Below are 23,738 nucleotides of genomic sequence, written 5' to 3'. Positions count from 1 at the left end.
GTCCGCTACCGCGCCTCCCGCCCCGGCGCGTAGCGCGCCACGGTCTGCTGGGCCACGTCCCGCTCGCTGAAGGCGACGGGCTTGAGCTCCCCGCGCGCGAACAGCGCCGCCTGGTCGTCGTGATGGGGGTGCCCTTCCCGGCTGCTCTGGCCGTACGCCAGCACCGAGTAGGCCCGCGGCTCCTGTCCGAACTCGACGGCCAGGACCCATCCGTCCCCGCCCCGCACGGCCCTGCGACCGTCCGGATCCTCGCGGAAGTTGAGCACGCGGAAACAGCCCAGCTCCCCTCCGCATCCCGCCACGGGCACGTCCACGGCGCCGTGACGCACGCGGTGGACGTCTCCCCAGGTCACGTCCCAGTCACCCCACCGGCGGACGGCCTCCTCCACGGCCCATTCCAGGGCGCGGACGGCGGCACGGGCGTCGCCGATGCCGTGCGGCGTGGCCGTGGGCTCCCGCTCCGACCAGCTCTCGCGGAAGACGTGCGCCGAATCCGTGGTGGCCAGGTAGCGCTCGAACCAGAGCGCGAACAACACGCTGCCCCGGCTGTCCACAGAGGCGGTGTTGTCCCAGCTGCGCAGCAGGTTGGCGGCGGCGCGGGCCGCATCGCTCGCATCCCCCAAGCGCACGGCCGCCACCAGGTCGTCCTTCACGCGGTCGGCGAGCAGCATGCGCGGGGTGTGCTTGAGCGCGACGACGTCCTCCAGGTCCAGCAGATCCGTCTGGGCGATGGTCTGCAGGCTCAGCTGACTGCGCAGGCGCAGCCGCGGATCGGGCATGTTCTCCGGAAACCGCTCCCGCGGCAGAGGCTCGTCCAGGTTGGTCCAGTAGGGCGGATCGTTCTCGTTGCGGACGTAGCCCCCCGCGGGGTTCTTGAGCTGGGGCAGGCGATCGAAACGGACCACTTCGCTCCACAGGTCGGCGCTGCGCGTGGCGAGCACGGGTTCATCCCGTGTCCACGGGTGCGGCAGCCGCGGGAGCTTGGCGTTCCAGACGTAGAAGATGTTGCCGTCGCGATCCGCGTACGTGTAGTTGGACGACGAGATGCGCTGCTCCCGCATCGCGGCCAGCCACTGGTCCAGCGACGTGGCCTTCATCATGTCCAGGAACTGCTCACCCCGGCGGAACTCCCCGTCGTCGGCAGAGCGCATGACGTAGATCTCGTCGGCCGTCTCGTGGATCACCGGGCCCACGTGCGTGGTCCAGAAGGTGCGCAGCTCGGTGGCGATCCCACCGCTGCTCGCGAAGCGCACGTCGTCTCGGATCTCGACGCTCACGTCCTCCGAACGCATGGGATACGAGACGCCGTCGAGCAGGTAGTGGCGCGGCGCCGCGGGATCCTTGCGGATCCGGTAGGTCTCGGTCAGATCGGGGGCGTTGTTCGTGGTGGTCCAGCCCAGGGCGCGATTGAAGCCCCCGATGATCCCGAACAGGCTGCCGACGCGGAAGTCGCCGTAGAAGTCCAGGACGCCGGGCACGGTGAGATGCGCCTCGTAGTACCCTGCGTCCCACGAGAGATGCGGGTTGCGGAGCAGGATGGCGCGCTGCGTCTTGGTGCGTTCGGGGGCGAAGGCCCAGGCGTTGGATCCGGCACCGTCGTCCAGCCACCGTGGCGGGCCCGCGGGGGCCTGCGTCGACGGATCGGCGTCCCCGGCGTCGGGCGGCGGATCTCCGGCGCCCGCCTCCAGCGTCCGGACCAGGTCGCGGGCCTCACCGGTATCGTACCAGCCGATGTAGAGCGCGTGCACGTCCACGCCGGTGATGGGCCGCTCGAGCTCGGGCAGGACCTCTTCCGGATGGAGCGCCAGGTAGTGCTCGACGCCCGCCGCGAACCCCTCCATCATCTCGCGCACGTCGGGTCGTAGCTGCTCCCAGGTGGCGCCTGCGCGTGCGTGCTGCCGACGCCGCTGGAAGTCCGACTCCACGTTCTCGGGCGTGCCGTCGCGCAGGGCCATCCGGCCCCGGGCGCGCAGCAGGGCCTCGAAGATGCGGGCACCGTGGTCCTCCGCCTCCGCGTAGGCCAGCCCGAACGCCACGCCGCGCAGGTCGGCGGCGCGCACATGCGGCACGCCGTAGCGGGTGCGGCGGATCTCCACGGCGTCGGCGGTCTGCCAGTCCTGGCCGGCCGCCGTCCCCGTCGCGAGAACGTGGAGGCCCAGGAGGGCCACAAGGGTCCGAAGGTTCATGACTCTCCACATCGTGTGCGTGGCGGCGTCCACGGGGTCGTCCCTGCCAACGGTATCCCCGCCGTCGAAGCGAGGACAGCGCCGGTCGCGGGTGAGCCCGCGCCCCCGCCTTCTGCGCCTCGGGACCCCGTCGGAAGTCGGTGGCGCGGTGCAGCCCGCTCCCCGAGCGTTCGAGGCATCCCTGCACCCGAGGAGTCACAGATCGTGCCAGGCCCCACCACCGGTTGCCTTCTGGCCCTGACCGCCCACCCGGACGACGAGACGCTGGGCATGGGCGGCACCCTGGCCCACTACGCCTCTCGTGGCGTCGAGACGCACGTGGTCTGCGCCACCCGCGGGGAGGCCGGTCGCTACCGGGATGGCACCGGTCACCCCGGTCCGGAGGCGCTGGGCGGTATCCGGGAAGCCGAGCTGCGCGCGGCGGCGGACGTGCTGGGCGTCCGGAGCGTCTCCTTCCTCGGGTACGCCGACGGCCGGCTGGACCAGGCCGATCCGGGAGAGGCCACCGCTCGGATCGTCACCCACCTCCGGCGCCTCCGGCCCCAGGTCGTCGTGACGTTCGATCCGTTCGGGGCCTACGGGCATCCGGACCATATCGCCATCTGCCGCCTGGCCACGAGCGCCGTGGTCCGGTGCGCCGATCCGGGCTACGGCGAGGGCCGGCCCCACGCCGTGGAGAAGCTATACTACATGGTGTGGCCCGAGCCGACGTGGGCGGCCTACCAGAAGGCCTTCAAGCGCCTGATCTCCCGGGTGGACGGCGTCGACCGTGCGGCCATGCCCTGGCCGGCCTGGTCCATCAGCACCCGGCTCGACGCCCGCGAGCACTGGCGGACGGTGTGGCGCGCGGTGCGCTGCCATGCCTCGCAGATGGTCGCCTACGCGGGGCTGGAGCGGCTCTCGGACGCCGACCACCGACAGCTCTGGGGCGCGCAGTCCTTCTACCGGGCGTCGGGAAGCGGGCCCGTGGGCCGCGCCACCGAACACGACCTCTTCGAGGGCATCCCGCCCTCGGTCTCCCATGCCTGATCCACCCACACCCGGAGCTCCCGTGAGCGCCCGTACCTCCGCCGTCGACCTGTCCGCCGCCGACTTCCGTGCCGCCGGCCATGCCCTCGTGGACCGCATCGCCGCCCTGTTCGAGACCCTGGGCGAGCGGCCCGTCACACGCGGGTTCTCCGCCCCGGAGGCTCGCGCCGCGATCGGTGCACCACGCCCGCTTCCGGAGGACGGTCGCCCGCTCGGGCCGGTGCTGGACGAGGCGACCGAGGCGCTCCTGCACGGATCGCTCTACAACGCCCACCCGCGCTTCTTCGGATACATCACGGCAGGGTCGGCGCCCGCCGGCGTGCTGGCGGAGCTGTTGGCTGCCGCGGTGAACCCGAACTGTGGCGGACACGCGCTCTCGCCGGTCGCGAGCGAGATCGAAGTGGAGACGGTACGCTGGATCGCCCAGCTCATCGGCTATCCCGAAGGGGGAAGCGGGCTCCTGACCAGCGGCGGCAACGCCGCCAACCTGACGGCGTTCTGGGCCGCCCGCACCGCGAGGCTCGGCGCCGATGTCCGCACGCAGGGCCTGGACGCCGCCGCCGGCCGGGCGCGCGTCTACGCGTCCGCCGAGACCCACACCTGGCTGCAGAAGGCGGCGGACCTCGCCGGGATGGGCACGGACGCCGTGCGCTGGATCCCGACGGACGATGCGCAGCGCATGGACCTCGAGGCCCTGCGGGTCGCCGTCGCGGCGGACCGGGCCGCCGGGGATCGTCCTTTCCTGCTCGTCGGGACGGCCGGCACCGTGAGCACCGGCGCCGTGGATCCGCTGCCCCGCCTGGCCGCCTTCGCGCGGGAGCACGGCCTCTGGTTCCACGTGGACGGCGCCTATGGCGCCTTCGCTGCGGCCCTCCCGGACGCTCATCCCGACCTGGCCGGGATGGCAGAGGCGGACTCGATCGCGCTGGATCCGCACAAGTGGCTCTACGCCCCCCTGGATGCGGGATGCCTGCTGGTCCGGGACGTGGCCCTGCTCCGCGACACGTACTCGTACCACCCGCCCTACTACCGCTTCGACCCCGAGACCACGAACTACGTCGATCTGGGGCCGGAGAACTCGCGGAGGTTCCGCGCCCTCAAGGTCTGGCTCCAGCTCCAACAGACGGGGCGGAGCGGGATCGTGCAGAGCATGGCGGACGACTGCGCCCTGGCCGCGCTGTTGCATACCCGCGCCGCGTGCGACGCCGAGCTGGAGGCGGCGACGCTGGGACTCAGCATCGCCACGTTCCGGTACGTGCCACCCGACCTCCGGGAGCGCGTCGGTGAGCCGGAGGCGGAGCGCACGCTGGACGACCTCAACGAAGGCATCCTGGCGGAGGTGAACCACACCGGGCACGCGTTCCTGTCCAACGCAGTGGTGCAGGGACGATTCCTGCTGCGCGCGTGCGTGGTGAACTTCCGCACCGGCCCGGAGGACATCGAGGCGCTGGCGGACGAGATCGTGCGGGTGGGTCGGAAGCGATGGGCGGAGGCGCCCGTGGTGCAGGCGTAGGGCGTCAGGCCGTCCGCGACGCCACCCCCGGCCGCGCCCCCACCAGCGCCATCCCGACGCTCAGGAGCCCGAGCGCCCAGGCGGTCGTGGCGACCATGCGGGCCTCCGGCCAGCGCGCGGCGATGCCGATCAGGGCCCATCCCACCACCAGACCGAACGTGACGTCACGCCGACGCACCGCGAAGGTGGCGGCCAGGCCGGCGGCCACGGCCATGAGCAGCACCGACCACACGGGGCCGGCCACGCCGAAGCCGTCCCAGCCCACCACCTCCAGCAGTTGGGACGTGTTGGCGATCGTGGCCACCGCGATCCACGCCAGGTAGATCCCGAACGGAAGCGTGGCGAACCACCAGTCCCCGCGCTGGACGCGCAATCCGCCCTGGTGCACGCGTCCGTAGAGGAGGATGAGGTCCACCAGCAGCGCGAGCATCAACAGCAACGCGAGCGCGAAGCGCTCGAACGAGAAGGCCGTCAGCCAGGCGGCGTTCAGCCCCGCGTTGATGATCCACAGCCATCCCACCCGCTCCACCAACGCGCCTGCGGCTGGACGCGGGAGCGCCTGATAGATCACGAAGCCGAGCAGCGCCGCGTAGATCACGCTCCAGATCCCGAACACGTAGTCGGCGGGCAGGACGTACGTGGGGTCGCGGTTGGCCAGCTCGCCGATGGAGCGGCCGCTCAGTGCGCCGCTGGCCGCCAGACCGTTCAGCACCACCACGCCCACGAACGCGCAGACGTTCAGGACGGACAGCGCCCGACGGCTCACGGCTGGGGCCGTTCGTAGTCCGGGAAGGCGTCGGAGAGCACGCCGGCTGCCCGGTCGGCGTCTTCGGGCATCACGAGGATCTTGGCGGTGTTGATGAACGCCATCCCGGCCTCGATGCCGGACCCGTCGTCGACCCGCAACTGCGAGGTGATGCCCGCGTCGTCCAGGAAGCCCTTGGCCAGCTCGGCCTCGTGACGGTAGCCGAAGGTGGCGATGGTGACGGGTTCGGACATGGCTTCGCTCTCCTGGAGGCCCGTTGATCTCTCGGCGCGCGTGTTCGGCTATGTACCCGGCGTGGGAACGGAGGATTCGGGACGTCGGCCCGGCGTGGTGCCGCTGGCCGGAGACGAGGCCCTTCTGCGCCCCACCACAGGAAGCCGCTTCGAACGGAGTCGCTCGGGGCTGCACCAACCGGCCAACCAGCAAGGAGGAATCCATGACGCGAGACCGTCTCCCGGGGTCGTGGCACCGATCGCGCTGGATGCGCGCGCCCCTGTTCCTGGCCTCGCTCGCGAGCGGCGGGTGTGGGGTCTCGACCGGCACCCCCACGGTCGACACCACGGTGGCCGGGGTGCAGAAGGTCGTCTCGCTGCCGATCACGCAGGGCCTGAACGCGCTGAACTCCGTGACCCTGACGGGAACCTATCCGGGCGCGCCGGCCACCATCCCCACCACGCCACCGTCCGGAGGCAACGCCTACACGGCCGTCCTTCCGGGCTCGGAGACCCTGCCGGCCGGCACGCAGGTGAACCTCACCTGGACCGTCGACTACGACTTCGCCTTCGTCTCCAACCAGACGAGCAATCGCTCCCAGAGCTTCACGATCGGCTCGGCGGTCTCCATCGACGGCAACGCGTGCGTCCGGCAGGGCAGTCAGGCGCCGGTGGCGCTGTCGCTGGCCAACGGCGCTCCCAACGCCAGCGTGGCCCTGACGGTCACGCCGGCGAGCCTGGCGCTGCCCGTGCCCGCCACCATCCCGCTGACCGGCGGCGGGAACTCGGTCAACCTGACGGGCTCCCAGTTGGGGGAGGGCACGCTCACCGCGAACGCGGGGGCGCTGGGCAGCGACGAAGCACCGGTGCGCGTCATCCCCGCCCTCGCCACGGCGACCCTGCTGGAACCGCTCGACAACGCAACGGACGTCTTCTTCGGCAATCCGCCACCGCCCAACGCCTCGACCGTGTCCGTGTTCCTGCGCTGGTCGGCCGTGCCCGGCGCGACGCAGACCTCCTCGGGGAAGTACCTCGTGCACTGGCGCGAGAACAACGGCGCCTGGACGTTCACCAACAGCAACATCGAGGAGATCGTTCTGTCGCTCGTGCCCGGAACGGTGGTGGACTGGAAGGTCACCGCCGGGTTCGAGCAGTGTAGCGGTGCCCCGGCCATGGGGCCGGAGTCGCAGGAGTTCCGCTTCACCGTCATCGATCCCTGAACGGGAGGTCGAGCGGGTCCCCCGGCGGATCCGGGGGACCTGTCCGTCCGAACGCCGGCGCGCAGGCGCGCTGTCTCAGTGCATCACACCCGCGCCGGGTCCCGGCCACGCGGCCCGCAGCAGGAAGCGCGGGATCTCCACGTCGAACAGCTCGCCGCCGGGACGCTCGAAGGTGTAGGTGCCTTCCATGAAGCCGGATGGCGTGGCCAGGACACAGAAGCTCTGGTAGTGGTGCACGTCCCCGGGGGCCAGGGTGGGTTGCTGGCCGATCACGCCGTCGCCGCGCACCTCCGAGTCCTCGCCGCCGTCTTCGTGGATGCGCCAGTGACGCCGGAGCAGGGTGCCGGTACGCTCGCCGACGTTCTCGATCTCGACGTCGTAGAGGAACAGGAAGCGTCCGTCCCGCGGCCGCGATTGCGAGGGCAGGAACGTGGGACGCACGGTGACGCGGATGCCGTGGGTGACGCGCTCGGGGTCCATGCCGGAGGGTACCCCGGCCGGGCCGCCAGGTGCGGAGCCGGAGGGCAGCCCGGAGGTGTGCGGACGCCCGTCGACCCGGCCCGCTGATCCGGCCACCCGCCATTCTGCGCGTGTTCGGGGGAGACCGAGACCCCCGAGACAGGTCGGCCCCCCCATGAGCGACCGAACCCCCCCGGACGCGCAGCCCGCGAGCGGGTTTCCGCCCGACGTGGACGTGCTCATCATCGGCAGCGGCTTCGCTGGCCTGTGCATGGCCATCCAACTGCGCAAGGCAGGACGGGAAGACTTCCTGATCCTGGAGAAAGGTCCCGACGTCGGGGGCACGTGGCGGGTCAACACCTACCCGGGCTGCGCCTGCGACATCCCCTCGCACCTCTACTCCTACTCCTTCGAGCCCAATCCTGGCTGGTCGCGCATGTATCCGACCCAGCCCGAGATCTGGCAGTACCTGAAGGACGTGGCGCAGCGCAACGACATCACGCCCGGGCGCATCCGCTTCAACACCGAGGTGCGCGAGGCCGTCTTCGATCGCGCCGCCGGGATGTGGCGGGTCCGGACGGCCGGCGGGGACGAGATCGCCGCGCGCGTGGTCGTGTCAGGCATGGGCGGGCTCAGCCGGCCCAAGATCCCGGACCTGCCCGGGCTCGCACGATTCCAGGGCCCGACGTTCCACTCCGCCGAGTGGGACCACTCGGTCGACCTGAACGGCACGCGGGTGGCCGTGATCGGAACGGGCGCGAGCGCCATCCAGTTCGTGCCGCAGATCGCGCCCCGTGTGGCACAGCTCCACCTGTTCCAACGCTCGCCGCCGTGGGTGCTTCCGAAGCTGGACCGCCCCATCCGGCCGTGGGAGCATCGGCTCTTTCGCGCGCTACCGGGCACGATGCGTCTCTTCCGAGCCTGGCTCTACTGGCGTCAGGAGGCGGTCGCGATCGGCTACACGGTCCATCCGAAACTGCTCCGGCCCATCGAACAATGGGGCCGACGCCATCTGGAGCGCACCATCCCCGATCCCGAGCTGCGCAGACGCGTGACCCCCGACTACACGATGGGCTGCAAGCGAACGCTGCTGTCCAACGAGTACCTGCCGGCGCTGGCCCGACCGAACGTCGAAGTGGTCACGGATCGCCTGACCGAGGTGCGCGAACACAGCGTGGTGACCGCCGACGGGCGCGAGCGGGAGGTGGACGCGATCCTCTTCGCCACCGGCTTCCAGACCATGGATATGACCTCGCCCGTGCGCTTCGTGGGCGTGGACGGTGTCTCCCTGGACGAGCGCTGGAAGGAAGGACCCCAGGGCTACTACGGCGTGGCCGTGACCGGCTACCCCAACCTCTTCTTCATCATCGGACCGAACAGTCGCGTGGCGAACAACTCGATCGTGTTCATGATCGAAGCGCAGGTGGGCCACATCCTGCGGCTCCTGGACCACATGGATGCGCGGGGCGCGCGTGTGCTCGAGGTCGAACCGGAGGCCCAGAGCGCGTACAACGACGCACTGCAGGAGCGCATGCAGCGTACGGTATTCGTATCGGGGTGCGACAACTGGTACCGCGATGCGCGCGGCCGGAATCCGGTCCTGTGGCCGGCGTTCGCCACGGGCTACTGGCTCAAGTCGCGCCGGGTCCCGAGCCACGGCTATCGCACGCTGGAGGGCACGGCCGCAGAGTCCTGAAGCGGCAGGGAGCGGAGGGACGGAACGGGCGCGGCCCACACGGGCTGCCCGAGCCGCGCCTCCCCACGCTACATTGCCTCCCCGTCCCTCGAGCCCGGAAGCCCGTGACCGCCACACCCGTCCCCTCCCTGCCCACCTGGGAGGCGCTCCGCTACATGGTGCCGCTGCGCGAGGGCGGCTCCCTGCCGGCCGTCGTGGACACCGGCGCCGGCGGCCTCTTCGTGGTCAAGTTCCGCGGTGCCGGCCAGGGCGCGCGGGCCCTGATCGCCGAGATCGTCGTGGCGGGGCTCGCGCGCGTGCTGGACCTGCCGGTGCCGGAGGTGGCCCTGGTGGACCTCCCGGAGGACTTCGGCCGCACCGAGCGCGACCCGGAGATCCAGGACATCCTGAAGGCCAGCCGCGGCGTCAACTTCGGCATCCGCTACCTCGACAGCGCGCTCAACTTCGATGCCGGTGCGGCCGGCGACCTCGTCACGGACACCTTCGCGTCCGACCTGGTGTGGCTGGACGCGCTGGTCACCAATCCGGACCGCAGCCACAAGAACCCGAACCTGCTGGTGCACGAGGAGCGTCTGTGGATGATCGACCACGGCGCCGCGCTCTACGCACACCACCAGTGGTCGGGGGTGGACCGGGAGCGCACGCGCACGCCGTTCCGCCCCATCGAGCAGCATGTGCTGCTGGACCGGGCGTCGGACGTGGAGGGCGCCGACGCCCGTCTGGCCGACCGCCTGGACGAAGCCACGCTCGCCGCCGTGCTGGCGACGGTGCCCGACGCGCTGTTGCTGGATCCGATCGGAGGCAGTGACTTCCCGGACGCCGGCACGGCCCGCGCTCGCTACCTGGAGTATCTGCGGGTCCGCCTGGAAGCGCCGCGCCCGTGGGTGCGGGAAGCGTCCGACGCGCACGAACGGGTGCTCGCCACCCCGGCCCGTCCTCTGCGCGCCCGGCGATGACGGACCCGATCGATTACGACTTCGCGGTCGTCACGGTGGTCCCGCACGTGCACCTGTACGGCGCCGCCGCCGTGGGGGTGATCCTGCACGCGCGCACCGCGGAGTTCATCGACGCGGAGGTCCTGACGGATCCCGACGCGCTGCGGCACCGGGTGGGCCTGGAGCACTGCCCGCGCCTGGCGCGCTACCTCGCGTCGTGGCAACGCATCGCGCGGGGCGAGGCCGAAGCGGGTCGGCTGGGTCTGCTGCCCCCGTCCGAGCGCTTCCACTGGCTCACGGCTCCGCGCTCGGACATGATCCAGTGCTCGCCGGTGCACGCCGGCCGCACGGACGATCCTGCGCGTACGCTGCGCGATCTGTTCCAGGACTACGTGCGACCCTGACGATCCCGCTCAGCGCGGGGTGAGCCGCAGGCCGCTGGAGGCCTCCAGGGCGGTCACGCGGCCCGAGGCATCCCGCTCCACGCGCACCTCGCTCCCGTCCTCCGGATCGTACCAGACGTCGGCCGACTCGGCCCACAGCGTTCCGCGCGGAACGCCCGCCACGCTCACGGCCAACGCGTTGTCCAGCGCGCGCAGCTGCACCAGGCCGCGCTGGTCCTCCATCTCGTATTCGCCCGCGAGCTCCGACAACAGGGCGTCGTCCGCGACCATGCGCGGTCGGCTCCGACTCCGGTACGCCGGCCAGTCGTACACGTCCGCCACCGCGCGGATGATCTCCCCGGCCAAGGCCGACCCCTGGTCGCCGTTGGTCATGACCGCCACGCCCTGCTGCGAATCACGCAGGGTGATCCACATGGCTTTGAACCCCTCGTTGGACCCGCCGTGGCTGAAGACGCGCACACCGTCCGCGTCCGGCAGTCCGAAGCCCAGGCCGTGCCGGCGGTAGCGCTCCTCGCCCCCACCGTGGGGCGTGAGCATCTCCTCCAGCGTGGCGCGATCCAACACGCCGTCTTCGACGCTCCCGTCCAGGATCCCCAGCAGATGCACCGACAGTCGGGCCAGCTCCTCCGGCGTCGTCCACAGCCCGGCGGCGGCCTGCTCGGGATAGGTGTGCCACTCTCCGCTCACCTCGTCCCCGTTGGCGCGGTGGCCCCGCGCCGCGTCGGCCCAACGCGCGTCCGGCAGGGGCTGCGCATAGGTGGAGCGCTCCATCCCCGCGGGCGCCAGCACGCGCGTCGCCATCAGCGCGTCGAACGGCTGGCCGGTGACGTCCTCCATCATCTGCTCCATCACCGTGTAGCCGCCGCCCGAGTACTGCCAGGACGTGCCGGGCACCTTGTAGACGCGGACCGCGTCGGTATTGCCCTCGCCTTCGAGCACCTCCGCGTTCGACGGCACCGGCTCCCCGCGCGCGTAGCCGGGAAACCCCCACACCGTGAGCCCGGCGCTGTGTGACAGCAGGCCGCGCAGCGTGGCGCTGGAGTCCTCGGTGAATTCGTTGTCGGGAAGCGACCAGGAGGTGAGCGCCTCGTTGACGGGGGCGTCCAGGTCCAGCGCGCCCTCCTGCACGAGTTGCATCGCGGCCAGCGCCGCCACCGGCTTGGAGATGCTGGCGGCCTGGAAAAGCGTCCCGGACGTCACGGGCGTGCCCGCCTCGAGGTCCGCCAGCCCCCACCCGCGCGCCCACGCCACCCGGCCCTCCTCGACCACGGCCACCGCCACGCCCGGCACGTTCCAGCGCTCCATGCGCTCCTCCATCGACATGCGGAGCGGATCGGTCCCTTCCGCCTCCACGGCCAGGCGCAGGCCCTGCTCCACGCGGGCGATCCGGTCGTCGGGATCACCATCCCGTCCGGTGGCTGCTCCGTCGGCTTCACCACACGAAGGCAGCGGGATCGCCAGCAGCGTCGCGAGGAGTGCACGGCGGAACGGCGAGCGGCGCTCGGGGGCGGTGACGGTCATGCGTGTCCTCCGTTTGGCGGAAGCGAGAGCAGCGCGGGGAGCGGCGGCAGGATGCAGCGCGGCCCCGCCCGCCGGACGGCGAGGCGGGGCCGCGGGTTTCAGCACGCGGTCGGGGCTACTGCATGCCCTCGCCGCGCTTCATGAGGCCCATGTGCTGCTCCGCCTGCGCGAGTCCACCTTCGCCCTCGCCCCAGGAGACGCGGCCGTCCCCGTTGGCGTCCGTTCCCTCCACGATGGCCGTGGTCATGTGGTGGATCTCCTCGGCCAGACGCGCCGCCGTGGCCGCGTCGGTGGCCGCCTGCACCTGACGGCCCTTCTCGATCACCTGCTGGCTCCACGTGACGACGTTCTCCGCGCTGGTCTTCACGTGCTCGGCGTGCGTCTTCACGTTGTCCGACGCGTCGTCGGCGGCCGCGGCCAACCCGATGTGCTGGGCCGCACCCTGCGCGGCCTTGACCACCCCGTAGCCCTTGCCCGGCCCGCCTTCGACCGTGCTCGGATCCAGCGCGTGCATCACGTGACCGACGTGGCGCTGGATGGACTGGAGGTTGTCGGGCTGCGCGGTGGCCAGGCCTGCGTGCTGGTTCGCGATCGCCGCCTCTGCCTGGGCGGCGGCCAGGAGACCCACGCCGTCGGGCGTGTCGTTCCATTGATCGGCGACGTGCCCCATGTGGCGGTGGGCGGCCTGCGCCGAGGCCGGGGCGGCCCAGGCCAGCAGCGCGCCTGCCAGGGCCAGACCGGTGAGACGTCGATACCAAGTGGGTGCCATGGATGCCTCCTTCGCTGTCGAACCCCGCGCGGGGGGCGTCGAGGCCGGAGTCGGACGGGATGAACCGAGCGGCGGGCGCCGCGGACGACCGCCGATCATACGACGGGAGCCCCCGGCCGGGCCAGTTGAGGCAGGTCGAAACCGAGCCTCCGGCTCGCCCGGGAGCGGCGCCCTCGCCTACCTTCTGCGCCCATGACCGCCGATCCGGACCGGAGCTGGGGACGCCGGGGCGCCTGGGGGTTCGCCCTGGCCTTGGCCGGCGTGGCGCTCTGGCGCTGGTTCGCGGCCGGATCCCCCCCGGGCGGCGACTGGGCCCAGTACCTGGGCCACGCCTGGGCGCTCGTGCAGGGCCGGCCCTACGACGACACGGGCTACCTCTACACGGACCTGGCCTGGACCGTGGGTCCGCTGCGCTATCCCCCCGGGCTGCCGCTCACGCTGGCCCCGCTGCTCGCGTGGCTGGGGCCCGCCAGCGAGGCCCCCCGCCTGCTCATGCACGCCTTCCTGGCGGGCTTCCTCGCCGCGTCGGCGGCGTGGCTGGCCCGCGAGGACGAGCCTCTGCTGGCCGCGGCCGCCACCGGCATGGCGGGGCTCTCCCTCCTGATCCAGGACGTGCCGCAGGTGGTGGGGTCCGACCTGGGGTTCTGCGCGCTGGCCTGGGGGGTGATCCTGCTGGCCGACCGCCCGGGCGCGTGGAGCACCGGGCGCATCCTCGCGCTCGCCACGCTCGGCGCGGGCGCCCTGCTCTACCGCATCGCGGCCGCGCCACTGCTCCCCGCGTTGGTCTGGGTGGCGATGGCCCGGCGCCGTGAGATCGGTCTCCGGGCCACGCTCCCGCTCCTGCTCTGGACCGCCGCGCTGCTCGTGGTGCTCACCCGCTTCGGGCCCGGGGGCGCTCCCGCCGACACGATGGCCGCGGGCTCGTCCGGCGGCGGAGGCCGCGACCTGCTGGCGACGCTCGAATGGGTGGTCCGGCGGCTCGACTCCAAGCTGCTGCGCTACCGGTTCGCGGCCTTCGAGACGTGGCTGTATCCGTTCCCCGTGCCGTTGCTCAACCACGCCTGGCACGTCGCGGCCATCCCGCTCACCGCGCTCGGGCTGGCCCCGTGGCTGTGGCGTCGGCGCGCGTCGTTCGGCGCCGCCTTCCTGCTCGGCACCCTCGCGATGCTCGCGGTCCTCCCGGTCTGGCAGTCCCGCTACCTGTGGGTGCTCGCGCCCTTCCTCGCCTGGGGGCTCGTGCGCGGTCTGCGCGACCTGCTCGGTCGGGTGGGCACACCGGCACCGCACACGGCGGGCGCACGCGCCGCGCTGGTCGTGGCCGTCCTGATGGTGGGGGCGCTCGTCCAGACCGTGCGCGAGCCCCGTCCGCGCATCGACCGCGAGGAGGCCACGTTCGCCGCCGTGCGCGACACGTTGCGCGCGCTCCCGGCCGAGCCGCCCGTGCGCCTGGCCTCCAACCGCCCGCGCAAGGTGGCGTGGTATACGGGTCTGCCCGCGATGCCCATCTTCGACCGTGAGCTGGACGTCTTCGTGGCCGAGGCCACGCGGCAGCACCTCACGCACGCCGTGATCACCGAGGCGGGCACCGAGCCCGAGCTGCTCGCTCGCTGGGACGCCTGGATGCGCGAGCGTCCCGAGCTCTTCCGACCCCTGGGGACCGTGGGGCCGGTGCGGATCTACGCGCTCGAGCTTCCGCTCAACGTCCCAGCCACTCCCTGAGCTGCGTCCACAGCGTGCCGGCCTCCGGCACGCGCGCCATGGTGGTCACGCCGAGGTAGACCCCCCCGTACGTGCCGAGCACGGCCACGGCGGTGGGCACCGGACCCCAGCCCCCCACTCCCTGCTTGACCGCCCAGGCCAGCCCGGCCGCGAGGAGCGCCACACCCCACAGGCGCAGCAGGAAGGGCGTCAGCCCGCGGTCGCGCTCCCACCCCAGGCGCCGGCGCAACCAGCGCCGCAGCAGCGCGAACTCGATCCAGCCGCTCACCCCGATCGCGGCCCCCAGCCCCACGGCGCCCCAGCGGGGCTCGAGGCCCAGGAGCCGCACCACCGGGATGGCGAGCACGGCGCCGAGCACCGCGCGACAGAGCAGCCGCCATACCGCGGCCCGGAGCGGGGAGGCGGCGTCCCCGATCGCGTAGAAGGCGGTGGCGTACAGCCCGCCCATCGACGTGCCCACGATGCCGACCGCGGACGCGCCCAGGATGGCCCAGACGTAGAGAACGTCCTGCCGACCGAACTCCCCGCTCTGGTAGACGGCGGCCACGATGACGTCGCCCAGCAGGACGAACGCGACGGCGCAGGGTACCAGCAGAAAGGCCGTGTGGCGGAGCGACGCCCGGAGCGGCGTCTCCAGACGGCGCGACACCTCGCCCGGATGGGCGCTCGCCGCCGCCAGCTCGGGCAGCAACGCGGCGGAGATGGCGATGCTGAAGAGCCCCATCGGCAGGGAGTACAGCAGTTGCGCGTAGTTGAGCGCGGCGAGCGCGCCCGTGGAGACGAAGCCGGCGATGGCCACCTCCACCCAGGCGGCGAAGCGCGCGATCAGGCCGCGCACGGTGGCGGGCACCGCGTTGCGGCCCACCTCACGCAGGTCCGCGTCCGGGGGTTTCTCCAGGCGCGGACGCCCGGACAGCGCCGCCACCACGGGGAGCTGGACTGCGAGCTGGAGGAGCGCCCCCACCAGGGCTCCGGTGGCGGCCGCCAACGCCAGGCCGCCGGCGTCCAACCCGTTGCGCCCGCCCAGCCACAGCGCGGCGCTGATGGACAGGGCGGAGAGGATGGGCACGGAGTACGGCAGGAAGAAGCGTCGGCGCCCGTTCAGCACGCCCAGACACCAGGCCCCCAGCGCCAGGACGCCGACCGCGGGGAAGACGACCCGCACCAGCCGGATGGTCAGCGCGGTCTTGGCCGGATCGAAGCCCGGCGCGATCAGCGGGACCAGCACCGGAGCCAGCACCACCCCGGCCGTGACGAGCAGCAACACGATGGCGGTCTGCACCGCCCCGACCGTCCAGGCCAGCCGCGACGCGTCGCGGGTCCGCTCCTCGGCGAGCAGCCGGCTGTAGCGCGGGATGAAGGCGGAGGAGACGACCCGCTCCCCGAGCATGCTCTCCATCACGGCAGGGATCCGGAAGGCGGCTCCGTAGGCATCCGCCGCGTCGGACGTGCCCAGGTAGTGGGCGAAGATGCGCTCGCGCAGCAATCCCGCGAGCCGACTCAGGAAGACGGCCGCCGCGACGTGTGCCGCCCCCCTACGCATCCATGCACCCCGTCACGCGCGCTGTCGTCCTCTCCCGAAGCCCTGGCCGTCCCGCCGGGCGGCAACCTAGCGATTCGGCGGAGAAGGGGGGTACCCCCGCGTCCGGAGCGCCGCGGCCTCCGGGACCCCTCCGGCCTGCACCCGGGTGGGCGACGCTCCGGGAGCGGCATTGTGCGTGTGCTCCGCCGACGTGCTACCGTATCGCCGGACGAGACACGCACCCCCCCTCTGCCAAGCCTTTGAACGCCCTCTCCCAGGCCCTGACGTACGGGCGGTTCCTGCGCGGCTTCCCGGACTACCTTCGGGGTCGGATCACGCTGCCGCAGGCCCGCGACGCGGTCCGGGCGCGGCTGGCCCGACGTCCCGAGCACCTGCTGGCGATGGCGGAGCGCTATTTCTACGGTCTGCCGCAGAGCCCCTACCGTGCCCTGCTGGAGCTGGCCGGCTGCACCCTGGCCGACTTCGAGGCGCTGATCCGCACCGAGGGTGTGGAAGGCGCGCTCCTGCAGCTTCGGCGGGCGGGCGTGTACGTCACGTTCGAGGAGTACAAGGGGCGCGAGCCGCTCGTGCGCGACGGGCGGGAGATCCCGGTGAGCGAGGGCCTCTTCGACAACCCGGACCTCCGCCACTACTACCGCAACTCGACGAGCGGCTCCACCGGCCGCGCCACCCGCTCCTCGACGGACCTGGCCCACCTGGAGGTGCAGTCCGAGCTGCGCATGCTGCTCCTGGACGCGCACGGCGTGCTGGACGTCCCGTTCTCGGTGTGGCGTCCGGCGCTCCCGTCGGGGAGCGGACTCAACAACGTCCTGCGCATGGCCCGCCTGGGACGGCCCGTGCACCGGTGGTTCACCCCGCTGGTTCCAGGCGAGTACGCACCCGCGCTCAAGTACCGCATCGCCACGGAAGCCGCGATCGCCACCGGACGGGCCGTGGGCGTGGACCTGGTCCGACCCGAGCCGGTGCCGCTGGACCGCGCCCTGCTCATCGCCCGCTACCTGACCGAAACGGTGCGCGAGCACGGCGGGGCGTGCCTCAGCACGACCGTCAGCTGCGGGCTTCGCATCGCCGTGGCGGCCCGCGACGCGGGCCTCGACCTCTCGGGCGCGACCCTGCTGGTGGCGGGGGAGCCGGCGACGCCCGCCAAGGTGCGCGGCATGCGCGCCTCCGGCGCCACCGTCGTCTCCGACTACGGGGCCGTCGAGACCGGTCGTATCGCGCTCGGCTGCGCGCGGCCCGCGCACGAGACCGATATGCACGTCACCACGGATTCGGCCGCTCTGGTGCTCCATCCGCGGACGGTGCCCGGATCGGAGGAGACGGTCCGCTCCATCCATATCACGACGCTGGTGCCCACGATGCCCAAGCTCCTCCTCAACATGGAGCTGGACGACTTCGGCGAGATGGAGGAGCGCGCCTGCGGCTGTGCCCTGGGCGAGCTGGGCCTCGGCACGCACCTGCGCAGCGTGCGCTCGTTCCGGAAGCTCGTGGGCGAAGGCGTGACGCTGATCGGGAGCGACATGGTCCACATCCTGGAGGAGATCCTGCCGGCCCGCTTCGGCGGCTCGCCCCTGGACTACCAACTGGTGGAGGACGAGGACGACCGCGGCTTCACACGGCTCTCCCTGCATGTGCATCCGCAGGTCGCGCTCCGCTCGGAAGGCGAGGTGCTCGACGTCGTGCTGGACGCGCTCGCGCGTACGAGCGTGGCCGCCGACATGGCGCGCGCGTACTGGGCGGCCGCTGGATCCTTCCGGGTGGTGCGGCGCGCGCCCACCGTCTCCGCGCGCGGGAAGCAGGCACCGTTGCGCGTCGTGCGTGGAGGGCAGGCCGCATGAGCCCGCGCACGCTCCACACGCGGCGCGAGGCGCTCGCGCTGCTGGCGGGTGCATCGGGAGCGCTGGCGCTGGCGCCCCGGGTCATGGAGGCCGCAGCGGAGGCGCACGGGTCCGACCGGACGGGACGCCAGTGCCCGACGCTGCGGGGGCGCCGGCTCTCGTGGTTGGTGGGGTGGTCCCCCGGTGGGGGCTACGACCTCTACTCCCGGCTGCTGGAGCGGCCCCTGGAGCGCACCCTGGAGGCCGAGGTGGTCGTGGAGAACGTGCCCGGCGCGTCGGGCATCGTCGCCGCGCGCCGCATCGCGCGCGCGCGCCCCGACGGACGGACGCTCGGTATCCTCAACGGCGGTGGGCTGCTGCTCGCGCCGTGGTCCAATCCGGGCTTCGCACCGGACCTGGAGGCCGACTTCAGCGTCCTCGGCCGCATCCTCCCCCACGACCAGACGCTGCTGGTCCGGACGGATTCCGGCTTCGGCGCCCTCGCGGATCTGGTGACGGCCGGCCGTTCGCGCGCCCTCGTGTTCGGGGCCACGGGACCCACGACCATCAACGTGCTGTTGACCGCGGTGCTGGAGGACCTGTTCGGCGTGCAGGTGGAGATCGTCCTGGGCTACCCCGGCAGCCAGGAGTTGCTGGCCTCGGTCGAGCGCGGGGACCTGGATGCAGCCGTGATCGGGGACGAGTCCGCCGAGCTGATGCGCGCGCTCCGCCCGCTGCTCCGCTTCTCGGCGGAGGGGAGCGACTCCGGGGGCGCGCCCCCACTGCTGGGTCCGGACGGACTGCTGGAGACGCAGCCGGCGCTCTTCCCCGACCCCGATCGCGCGCGTGCCGACGCGGCCGCGCTGGACGAGCTGATGGCCGTCGGACGCCTGGTCGCTGCGCCTCGGCTGCCCGGGTCGCTGGCGAGCTGCCTGGAGGCCGCAGTGGTCTCCGCGCTCGCGGACCCCGAGCTGTCGGCCGCCGCCGGGCGCGCCGGGCGTTCCGTGCGACCGGCCTCCTCCAGCATCGCGCTGCGACACGTGCGGGCCGCGAAGGTCGCGCTGCCCCGGTTCGCGACGCGGGTCGAGCGCGCCATCGGACGCGCCACGCGCTGAGCTTGGCCACGGACCCGGGTCTCGCGGCCATCGTCGCGGCGGCGCTCGAGGGGCTCCGCCTGGTGCTGGCCTGGCCCAACGTCCTGTACCCCATCCTGGGCACGTTGGTGGCCATGTGCGTGGCGGTGCTGCCCGGCGTGAGTGGTGCCACGCTGCTCGCGCTGGCCATCCCGCTCACGTTCTCGTGGGAGCCTCTGCCCGTGCTCCTGCTGTTCGGCGCGCTCGTCGGCGGCGCCACCTTCATGGGGTCGGTCACGGCGATCCTGCTCAACATCCCCGGGACCGCACCCAACGCGGCCACGCTCCTGGACGGTCACCCCATGGCCCGCAACGGGGAGGCGCGCACGGCGTTGGCGTGCTCGGCCACGGCGTCCGCGCTGGGCTCGACCGTCGGAGTGGGCGTGCTCGTGCTCTGCATCCCCCTGGTCGCGCGGCTCGTTCGGGAGGTGGGACCGCCCGAGCTGCTCATGCTGTCGCTGTGGGGCCTCGTGAGCGTGGCGACTGTCGTGCGGGCGTCCCTCGCCCGCGGGCTGGCCACGGCCGGGCTCGGACTGATGTTCTCGTTCGTGGGTCTGGACCCCACGACGGCGGAGGAGCGCTTCACGCTGGGCACGCTGTACCTGCAGGACGGTCTGCCGCTCGTGCCGGTGTTCGTCGGCATCTTCGCCGTGGCGGAGGTCATGGATCTGGTGGCGAGCGGTCGCCGCACCATCGCGGCCGACGACGTGCCCCTGACCATGGGCGGCAGCATACGCGCCGGCATGGCCACCGTCTTCCGCTATCCGACCGTGTTCCTCAAGAGCTCGGTGATCGGCACGCTGGTGGGGTTCGTGCCCGGGCTCGGGGGCACGGTGGCCGCCTTCGTCGCGTATGGGGAAGCCGCCCGCAGCGCCGGGCCCGACAGCCGTTTCGGCAAAGGCGACGTGCGCGGCGTGCTGGCTCCCGAGGCCGCCAACGACGCCAAGGACGGCGGCTCCCTGCTGCCGGTGCTGGCGTTCGGTGTCCCCGCGAGCACGGGCACGGCGCTGCTGCTGGCGGCGCTGCGCATCCACGGCGTCACGCCCGGCGTCGAGCTGATGACCGAGCAGCTCGAGCTCGTGTTCGTGCTGATCTGGTCCCTGTTCCTCTCGAACTGGCTGACGTCCCTGCTGGGGCTGTCGGTGGCGGGGCCCTTGTCCCGGCTGACCACGGTGTCGGCGCCCCGACTGGTGGCGCCGATCCTCGCGCTGTCGGCGATGGGCGCCTTCACCTACCGCGGGCGGCTGGAGGACGTGTGGGTGGCGTTCGGGTTCGGCGCGCTGGGCTTTCTCATGAAGCGGCACGGCTGGCCACGGATCGCCTTCGTGATCGCGTTGATCCTGGGTCCGCTCTTCGAGCAGAACCTGAGCCTCTCGCTCAGCCTGCATCGGCTGGGTCGGATCGACCTGTGGACGGACCCCACCATCCTCGTGGGGACGGCCCTGCTCGTGGCCACCGCGGCCCTCCCCCTCCTGCGCGGCGCCCGCCGCAAGCCGTCGTGAAGCGCGCCTTCGCGCTGTTCCTGACGCTGCTCGGCGGCGCGTTCCTCGCGGGGACGCTGGCGCTGTCCGCTCCCGCGCGCCGCGTCCCCCTGGTCGTCGCCGTGCCGCTGCTGGTGCTGCTGGCGGCGCAACTGCTGCGCGACCTGCGCGCGGATGGCGTCGCTCCGTCCCGCACGGGCGACACGCGCGCGCTGCTGTGGACGGGCGCGCTGCCGCTGGCCGTCGCCCTGGTGGGCATGGTGGCCGGGCCGGCCCTCTACACGGCGGCCTGGCTGCGGGTAGGGGGAAGGGAGCGGTGGGCGGTGTGCGTGGCGGGCGCGGTGGTGATCGGGCTCGCGCTGTACGGTGTGATCGGCCGGCTGCTGGGCCTGACCATCCCGACCGGGCTGATCGGCTGGGCGCTGCTGCGCTGATCGGCGCGCATGTCGGCTCGCGACCCGCGCGCCGGCTTCAGCCGGTGCTCTGCATCGCGGCCGCGATCCCGTTCACGCTGGAGAACAGCGCATCGTCCACGCCGTCGCCCTCCTCACCGGCCCGGTTGCGCGCCAGCAGCTCCACCTGGAGCAGGTTGAGGACGTCCGTGTAGGGATTGCGCAGGTGGATCGACTTCTGGATCACCGGCTGGCCATCGAGCAGGGCCCCGCCGCCGCGGACGCGCAGCACCGCAGCGCGCGCACGCTCGAAGTCGTCCTCCAGACGGGAGAACCACGTGGCGTCCTCGGGAGTGCCCAGCCGTTCCACGTAGAGGCGCGATACGGCCAACCGCGCCCGCGCCAGCTCGCGCTCGGCGTTGTCGATCACCGCGTGCAGGAACGGCCACCTCTCGTAGAGGTCCGCCAGCTCCTGGAGCGCGGAGGCGGGAAGCGAGCCCAGCGCCGTACCCACCCCGTACCAGCCCGGCACGATGGCGCGGATCTGCGTCCACGCGAAGACCCAGGGGATGGCGCGCAGGCTGGACAACTCGATGGCCCCACCCCGGGCCGCCGGTCGGGACCCGATCGGGAGCCGTGTCACCACGTCGATCGGGGTCACCCGCCGATAGGTCTCCCAGAAGCGGGCGTCTCCAACCAGGCTCCGGTAGGCGTCCATGGACGCGTCGGCGATCCGCTGCACGAGCGCCGTTGCCGACGCGGGCGGCTCTGCGGCCGCGAGCGGCCTGGGCCCCCCGCCGCCGAGATCGGAGGCCGCCGTGGCGCGCAGCATGGCTTCCACGATCTGCTCCAGATGTCGCCGGGCGAGATCGGGGATCGCGTAGCGGAACGTGATGATCTCCCCCTGCTCGGTGAAGCGGATACGGCCGTTCTGCACGGACGCGGGCAGCGCCAGGATCGCGTGGTTGGCCCGACCGCCGCCGCGTCCCACGGTGCCGCCGCGACCATGGAAGAGCCGCAGGTCCACCCCGGCCTCGCGCGCCACCTCCCCCAGCGCGCGTTGGGCCTTGTAGAGGGCCCAGTTGGCCATCCAGTAGCCGCCGTCCTTGTTGCTGTCCGAGTACCCGAGCATCACCTCCTGCAGGCCTCCACGGGCGGCGAGGTGCCGCCGGTAGAGCGGATGCGTGAACAGCTCGGTCATGCGCGCGGACGCGGCATCGAGATCCTCGATGGTCTCGAAGAGCGGCACGAAGTCGATCGGCGAGTGCACCACGCCGCCGTCCACGCGCCACAGCCCCACGGCCTGCGCCAGCACCATCGGCTCCAGGAGGTCGCTCACGGTCCCGGCCATGCTGACGATCCAGCTGCCCACGGATGCGGGCTCCCGCTCCACGGCGGTGCGCACCACGCGGAACGCGTCCAGCAGGCCCGCGGTCGCGTCGGTCATTCCGTCCGGGTCGCTCGACAGCGCCGCGCGCCCTTCGAGCACCTGCTCCAGAAGAACCACCTTGTCCGGCTCGGGGAGGTTCGCGTAGTCCGGGGCCAGCCCGGAGCGCTCCAGGAGCTCGGAGACGGCCGCTTCGTGCACGCGGCTGTGTTGCCGGACGTCCAGCGCCGCGAGATGGAAGCCGAAGGTCCGCACCAGGGTGATGATCCGCGCCAGCCGACCCCGCGCGGCGATCGACTCGAAGCCGGTCGCGCGCAACGCGCGTTCGAGGAGGCGCAGGTCCGCGAGGAAGGCCGCGCTGTCGTAGGGCTCCTGGTCCTCCGCGCGGGCGTGCAGGCGCGCCTCCATGGCCAGGACCCGCAGGCGATACGGCGCATGGGCGCTCTCGCGCCAGACCTCCTCCGCCGGGCGTCCGGCCGCGCGATCGCGAACGAGGGCCGCCGCGAGGTCCGGCGGTACGCGCACGAGGCGGTCGGACAGGGAGAGCTCCTCCGCCAGGGCCCGCAGCTCGGCTCGATAGCGCTCGAGCACACAGCGCTCCTGCTCGCGCAGCGTCCACGCGGTCACGGCCGCGGTCACGTTGGGATTGCCGTCGCGATCGCTGCCGATCCAGGAGCGGTAGCGCAGGAAGGGCGGCGGCTCGATGTCGGTGCCGTAGTAGCGACGCACCGCGCGCCGCACGTCGTCATGGATGCGCGGAACGGTGTCCCAGATCGTGCCGGTGAGGAAGTGCAGGCCCTGCCGCACCTCGTCCTCGACCCGGGGGCGGGAGTCGCGCACATCGTCGCTGGCCAGCAGCAGGCTCACGTCGTTGGCGAGCTCGGCGCGGGTGCGCTCCGCCTCCTCCGGTGTGGGCTCGCGCTCGCGCATGGTGCGGAGCTGCTCCGCGATGCGCCGCTGCGTCTCCAGGACCGGACCCGGCCGGGCTTCGGTCGGGTGCGCCGTCAGCGTCGGCTGGATGTCGAGTCGGTCGAGCCACATGCGCACCCGTTCGAGCGGGACGCCCGCTTCGCGGAGATCGCAGAGGACCGCGCCGATGGATTCAGGACGGGCCGCCTCCGCACCTCCCGCCCGAGCGCGAGCGCGGTTGATGCGGACGATCTCCTGCTTCTCCGCCTGGTTGACCAGGTGGAAGAACGTGGTGAAAGCACGCACCAGCGGGCCCAGGTCCGCGGTGGGCAGAGCCCGGATGCGTTCGGCGGCGCGGATGCGTCCGGCTGGATCGCCCGTCCGCTCCGACTGGCGGCAATCCTGGCGCAGGGCCTCCACCCGTGCGAGGGTCTCCGGACCATTCTGGTGGGCGATCGCCTCACCGAGCAGCGAGCCCAACAGGTTGACGTGCTCGCTGAGCGGGCGGGAGATGCCGGTCCCCTCGCTCTCGAGGTCCCACCCGCCGTGCGTGGTCCGGTCCGCGCCCGGTGGAACCGTCCTCGCGCTGCCCGTCCGGTCGGTATCGTCCATGAGCCGCTCGCTCCCGCGCTCGGATGCGTTCTTCT

At 72.5% G+C, this 23,738-nt stretch carries 19 protein-coding genes; 11 read left to right on the top strand and 8 right to left on the bottom strand.

Annotated features, from left to right (window positions below):
- Positions 1 to 5: 5 nt before the first annotated feature.
- Positions 6 to 2,186 (bottom strand): penicillin acylase family protein, encoded by a 2,181-nt coding sequence (locus R3E98_08660; protein MEZ4423466.1) that lies wholly within the window; start codon positions 2,184 to 2,186, stop codon positions 6 to 8.
- Between the two features lie 204 nt (positions 2,187 to 2,390).
- Here R3E98_08660 and R3E98_08655 point away from each other — a divergent pair, with 204 nt between their 5' ends.
- Complete coding sequence (locus tag R3E98_08655) at positions 2,391 to 3,215, top strand: PIG-L family deacetylase (GenBank protein ID MEZ4423465.1); 825 nt, start codon at positions 2,391 to 2,393, stop codon at positions 3,213 to 3,215.
- A 22-nt stretch (positions 3,216 to 3,237) separates the two neighbouring features.
- Entirely contained in the window at positions 3,238 to 4,728 is a 1,491-nt protein-coding gene (locus tag R3E98_08650) for an aminotransferase class V-fold PLP-dependent enzyme (protein ID MEZ4423464.1), read from the top strand.
- A gap of 4 nt (positions 4,729 to 4,732) precedes the next feature.
- Here the strand turns inward: R3E98_08650 and R3E98_08645 are convergent, their stop codons facing one another.
- Positions 4,733 to 5,494 carry a tryptophan-rich sensory protein gene (locus tag R3E98_08645; GenBank protein MEZ4423463.1) on the bottom strand — a complete coding sequence of 254 codons (762 nt, stop codon included), beginning with the start codon at positions 5,492 to 5,494 and terminating at the stop codon, positions 4,733 to 4,735.
- Complete coding sequence (locus R3E98_08640) at positions 5,491 to 5,727, bottom strand: DUF2007 domain-containing protein (GenBank protein MEZ4423462.1); 237 nt, start codon at positions 5,725 to 5,727, stop codon at positions 5,491 to 5,493. Before R3E98_08640 ends, R3E98_08645 begins: the two co-directional genes overlap by 4 nt.
- A gap of 203 nt (positions 5,728 to 5,930) precedes the next feature.
- Between R3E98_08640 and R3E98_08635 the strand changes: the two genes are divergently transcribed.
- A complete protein-coding gene (locus R3E98_08635; GenBank protein ID MEZ4423461.1) occupies positions 5,931 to 6,926 on the top strand; it encodes a hypothetical protein in 996 nt (331 codons plus the stop codon).
- Positions 6,927 to 7,001: 75 nt separating this feature from the next.
- Here the strand turns inward: R3E98_08635 and apaG are convergent, their stop codons facing one another.
- Positions 7,002 to 7,406, bottom strand: coding sequence for a Co2+/Mg2+ efflux protein ApaG (apaG, locus tag R3E98_08630; protein MEZ4423460.1), 405 nt, complete (start codon positions 7,404 to 7,406; stop codon positions 7,002 to 7,004).
- 154 nt (positions 7,407 to 7,560) lie between these two features.
- Between apaG and R3E98_08625 the strand changes: the two genes are divergently transcribed.
- The 3 genes from R3E98_08625 to R3E98_08615 all read left to right on the top strand — a co-directional run bounded on the left by R3E98_08625 (position 7,561) and on the right by R3E98_08615 (position 10,420).
- A complete protein-coding gene (locus R3E98_08625) occupies positions 7,561 to 9,081 on the top strand; it encodes an NAD(P)/FAD-dependent oxidoreductase (GenBank protein ID MEZ4423459.1) in 1,521 nt (506 codons plus the stop codon).
- Between the two features lie 104 nt (positions 9,082 to 9,185).
- Positions 9,186 to 10,037 (top strand): HipA family kinase, encoded by an 852-nt coding sequence (locus tag R3E98_08620; GenBank protein MEZ4423458.1) that lies wholly within the window; start codon positions 9,186 to 9,188, stop codon positions 10,035 to 10,037.
- Positions 10,034 to 10,420 (top strand): DUF3037 domain-containing protein, encoded by a 387-nt coding sequence (locus R3E98_08615; protein MEZ4423457.1) that lies wholly within the window; start codon positions 10,034 to 10,036, stop codon positions 10,418 to 10,420. The genes R3E98_08620 and R3E98_08615 overlap by 4 nt, the downstream gene beginning before the upstream one ends.
- Positions 10,421 to 10,429: 9 nt before the next feature.
- Here R3E98_08615 and R3E98_08610 read toward each other — a convergent pair whose 3' ends face one another.
- Both R3E98_08610 and R3E98_08605 read right to left on the bottom strand, forming a co-directional pair.
- On the bottom strand, positions 10,430 to 11,941 hold the full coding sequence (locus R3E98_08610) for a serine hydrolase domain-containing protein (protein MEZ4423456.1): 1,512 nt from the start codon (positions 11,939 to 11,941) through the stop codon (positions 10,430 to 10,432).
- 115 nt (positions 11,942 to 12,056) lie between these two features.
- The gene (locus R3E98_08605; protein ID MEZ4423455.1) at positions 12,057 to 12,710 is read right to left on the bottom strand and encodes a hypothetical protein; all 654 of its coding nucleotides are present in this window, start codon (positions 12,708 to 12,710) and stop codon (positions 12,057 to 12,059) included.
- A gap of 192 nt (positions 12,711 to 12,902) precedes the next feature.
- Between R3E98_08605 and R3E98_08600 the strand changes: the two genes are divergently transcribed.
- A complete protein-coding gene (locus R3E98_08600) occupies positions 12,903 to 14,429 on the top strand; it encodes a hypothetical protein (protein ID MEZ4423454.1) in 1,527 nt (508 codons plus the stop codon).
- Here R3E98_08600 and murJ read toward each other — a convergent pair.
- Complete coding sequence (gene murJ / locus R3E98_08595) at positions 14,407 to 15,972, bottom strand: murein biosynthesis integral membrane protein MurJ (protein MEZ4423453.1); 1,566 nt, start codon at positions 15,970 to 15,972, stop codon at positions 14,407 to 14,409. The genes R3E98_08600 and murJ overlap by 23 nt on opposite strands.
- A 239-nt stretch (positions 15,973 to 16,211) precedes the next feature.
- Between murJ and R3E98_08590 the strand changes: the two genes are divergently transcribed.
- Genes R3E98_08590 through R3E98_08575 form a run of 4 tightly spaced genes read left to right on the top strand, consistent with a single transcriptional unit; the run spans position 16,212 to position 20,837 of the window.
- Positions 16,212 to 17,810 carry a hypothetical protein gene (locus R3E98_08590; GenBank protein MEZ4423452.1) on the top strand — a complete coding sequence of 533 codons (1,599 nt, stop codon included), beginning with the start codon at positions 16,212 to 16,214 and terminating at the stop codon, positions 17,808 to 17,810.
- Positions 17,807 to 18,904 (top strand): tripartite tricarboxylate transporter substrate-binding protein, encoded by a 1,098-nt coding sequence (locus R3E98_08585; GenBank protein ID MEZ4423451.1) that lies wholly within the window; start codon positions 17,807 to 17,809, stop codon positions 18,902 to 18,904. Before R3E98_08590 ends, R3E98_08585 begins: the two co-directional genes overlap by 4 nt.
- Positions 18,905 to 18,906: 2 nt before the next feature.
- Positions 18,907 to 20,424, top strand: a complete 1,518-nt coding sequence (locus tag R3E98_08580; protein ID MEZ4423450.1) for a tripartite tricarboxylate transporter permease — start codon at positions 18,907 to 18,909, stop codon at positions 20,422 to 20,424.
- Entirely contained in the window at positions 20,421 to 20,837 is a 417-nt protein-coding gene (locus R3E98_08575; GenBank protein MEZ4423449.1) for a hypothetical protein, read from the top strand. Before R3E98_08580 ends, R3E98_08575 begins: the two co-directional genes overlap by 4 nt.
- A gap of 37 nt (positions 20,838 to 20,874) precedes the next feature.
- Here the strand turns inward: R3E98_08575 and ppc are convergent, their stop codons facing one another.
- Entirely contained in the window at positions 20,875 to 23,703 is a 2,829-nt protein-coding gene (ppc, locus tag R3E98_08570; GenBank protein MEZ4423448.1) for a phosphoenolpyruvate carboxylase, read from the bottom strand.
- Positions 23,704 to 23,738: the final 35 nt, after the last annotated feature.

It is taken from the genome of Gemmatimonadota bacterium (genome assembly GCA_041390125.1).
Classification (GTDB): domain Bacteria; phylum Gemmatimonadota; class Gemmatimonadetes; order Longimicrobiales; family Gaopeijiaceae; genus JAGQIF01.
Note: the sequence above shows the minus strand (reverse complement) of the source record. Positions and strands in the feature narration are given on the sequence as shown.

Bases quoted from the DNA above. Each gene is read 5' to 3' on its own strand.
- R3E98_08640 (MEZ4423462.1), bottom strand. From the start codon at position 5,727: ATGTCCGAACCCGTCACCATCGCCACCTTCGGCTACCGTCACGAGGCC.
- murJ (MEZ4423453.1), bottom strand. From the start codon at position 15,972: ATGCGTAGGGGGGCGGCACACGTCGCGGCGGCCGTCTTCCTGAGTCGG.
- R3E98_08605 (MEZ4423455.1), bottom strand. From the start codon at position 12,710: ATGGCACCCACTTGGTATCGACGTCTCACCGGTCTGGCCCTGGCAGGC.
- ppc (MEZ4423448.1), bottom strand. From the start codon at position 23,703: ATGGACGATACCGACCGGACGGGCAGCGCGAGGACGGTTCCACCGGGC.
- R3E98_08660 (MEZ4423466.1), bottom strand. From the start codon at position 2,186: ATGAACCTTCGGACCCTTGTGGCCCTCCTGGGCCTCCACGTTCTCGCG.
- R3E98_08585 (MEZ4423451.1), top strand. From the start codon at position 17,807: ATGAGCCCGCGCACGCTCCACACGCGGCGCGAGGCGCTCGCGCTGCTG.
- R3E98_08600 (MEZ4423454.1), top strand. From the start codon at position 12,903: ATGACCGCCGATCCGGACCGGAGCTGGGGACGCCGGGGCGCCTGGGGG.
- R3E98_08615 (MEZ4423457.1), top strand. From the start codon at position 10,034: ATGACGGACCCGATCGATTACGACTTCGCGGTCGTCACGGTGGTCCCG.
- apaG (MEZ4423460.1), bottom strand. From the start codon at position 7,406: ATGGACCCCGAGCGCGTCACCCACGGCATCCGCGTCACCGTGCGTCCC.
- R3E98_08625 (MEZ4423459.1), top strand. From the start codon at position 7,561: ATGAGCGACCGAACCCCCCCGGACGCGCAGCCCGCGAGCGGGTTTCCG.
- R3E98_08610 (MEZ4423456.1), bottom strand. From the start codon at position 11,941: ATGACCGTCACCGCCCCCGAGCGCCGCTCGCCGTTCCGCCGTGCACTC.
- R3E98_08635 (MEZ4423461.1), top strand. From the start codon at position 5,931: ATGACGCGAGACCGTCTCCCGGGGTCGTGGCACCGATCGCGCTGGATG.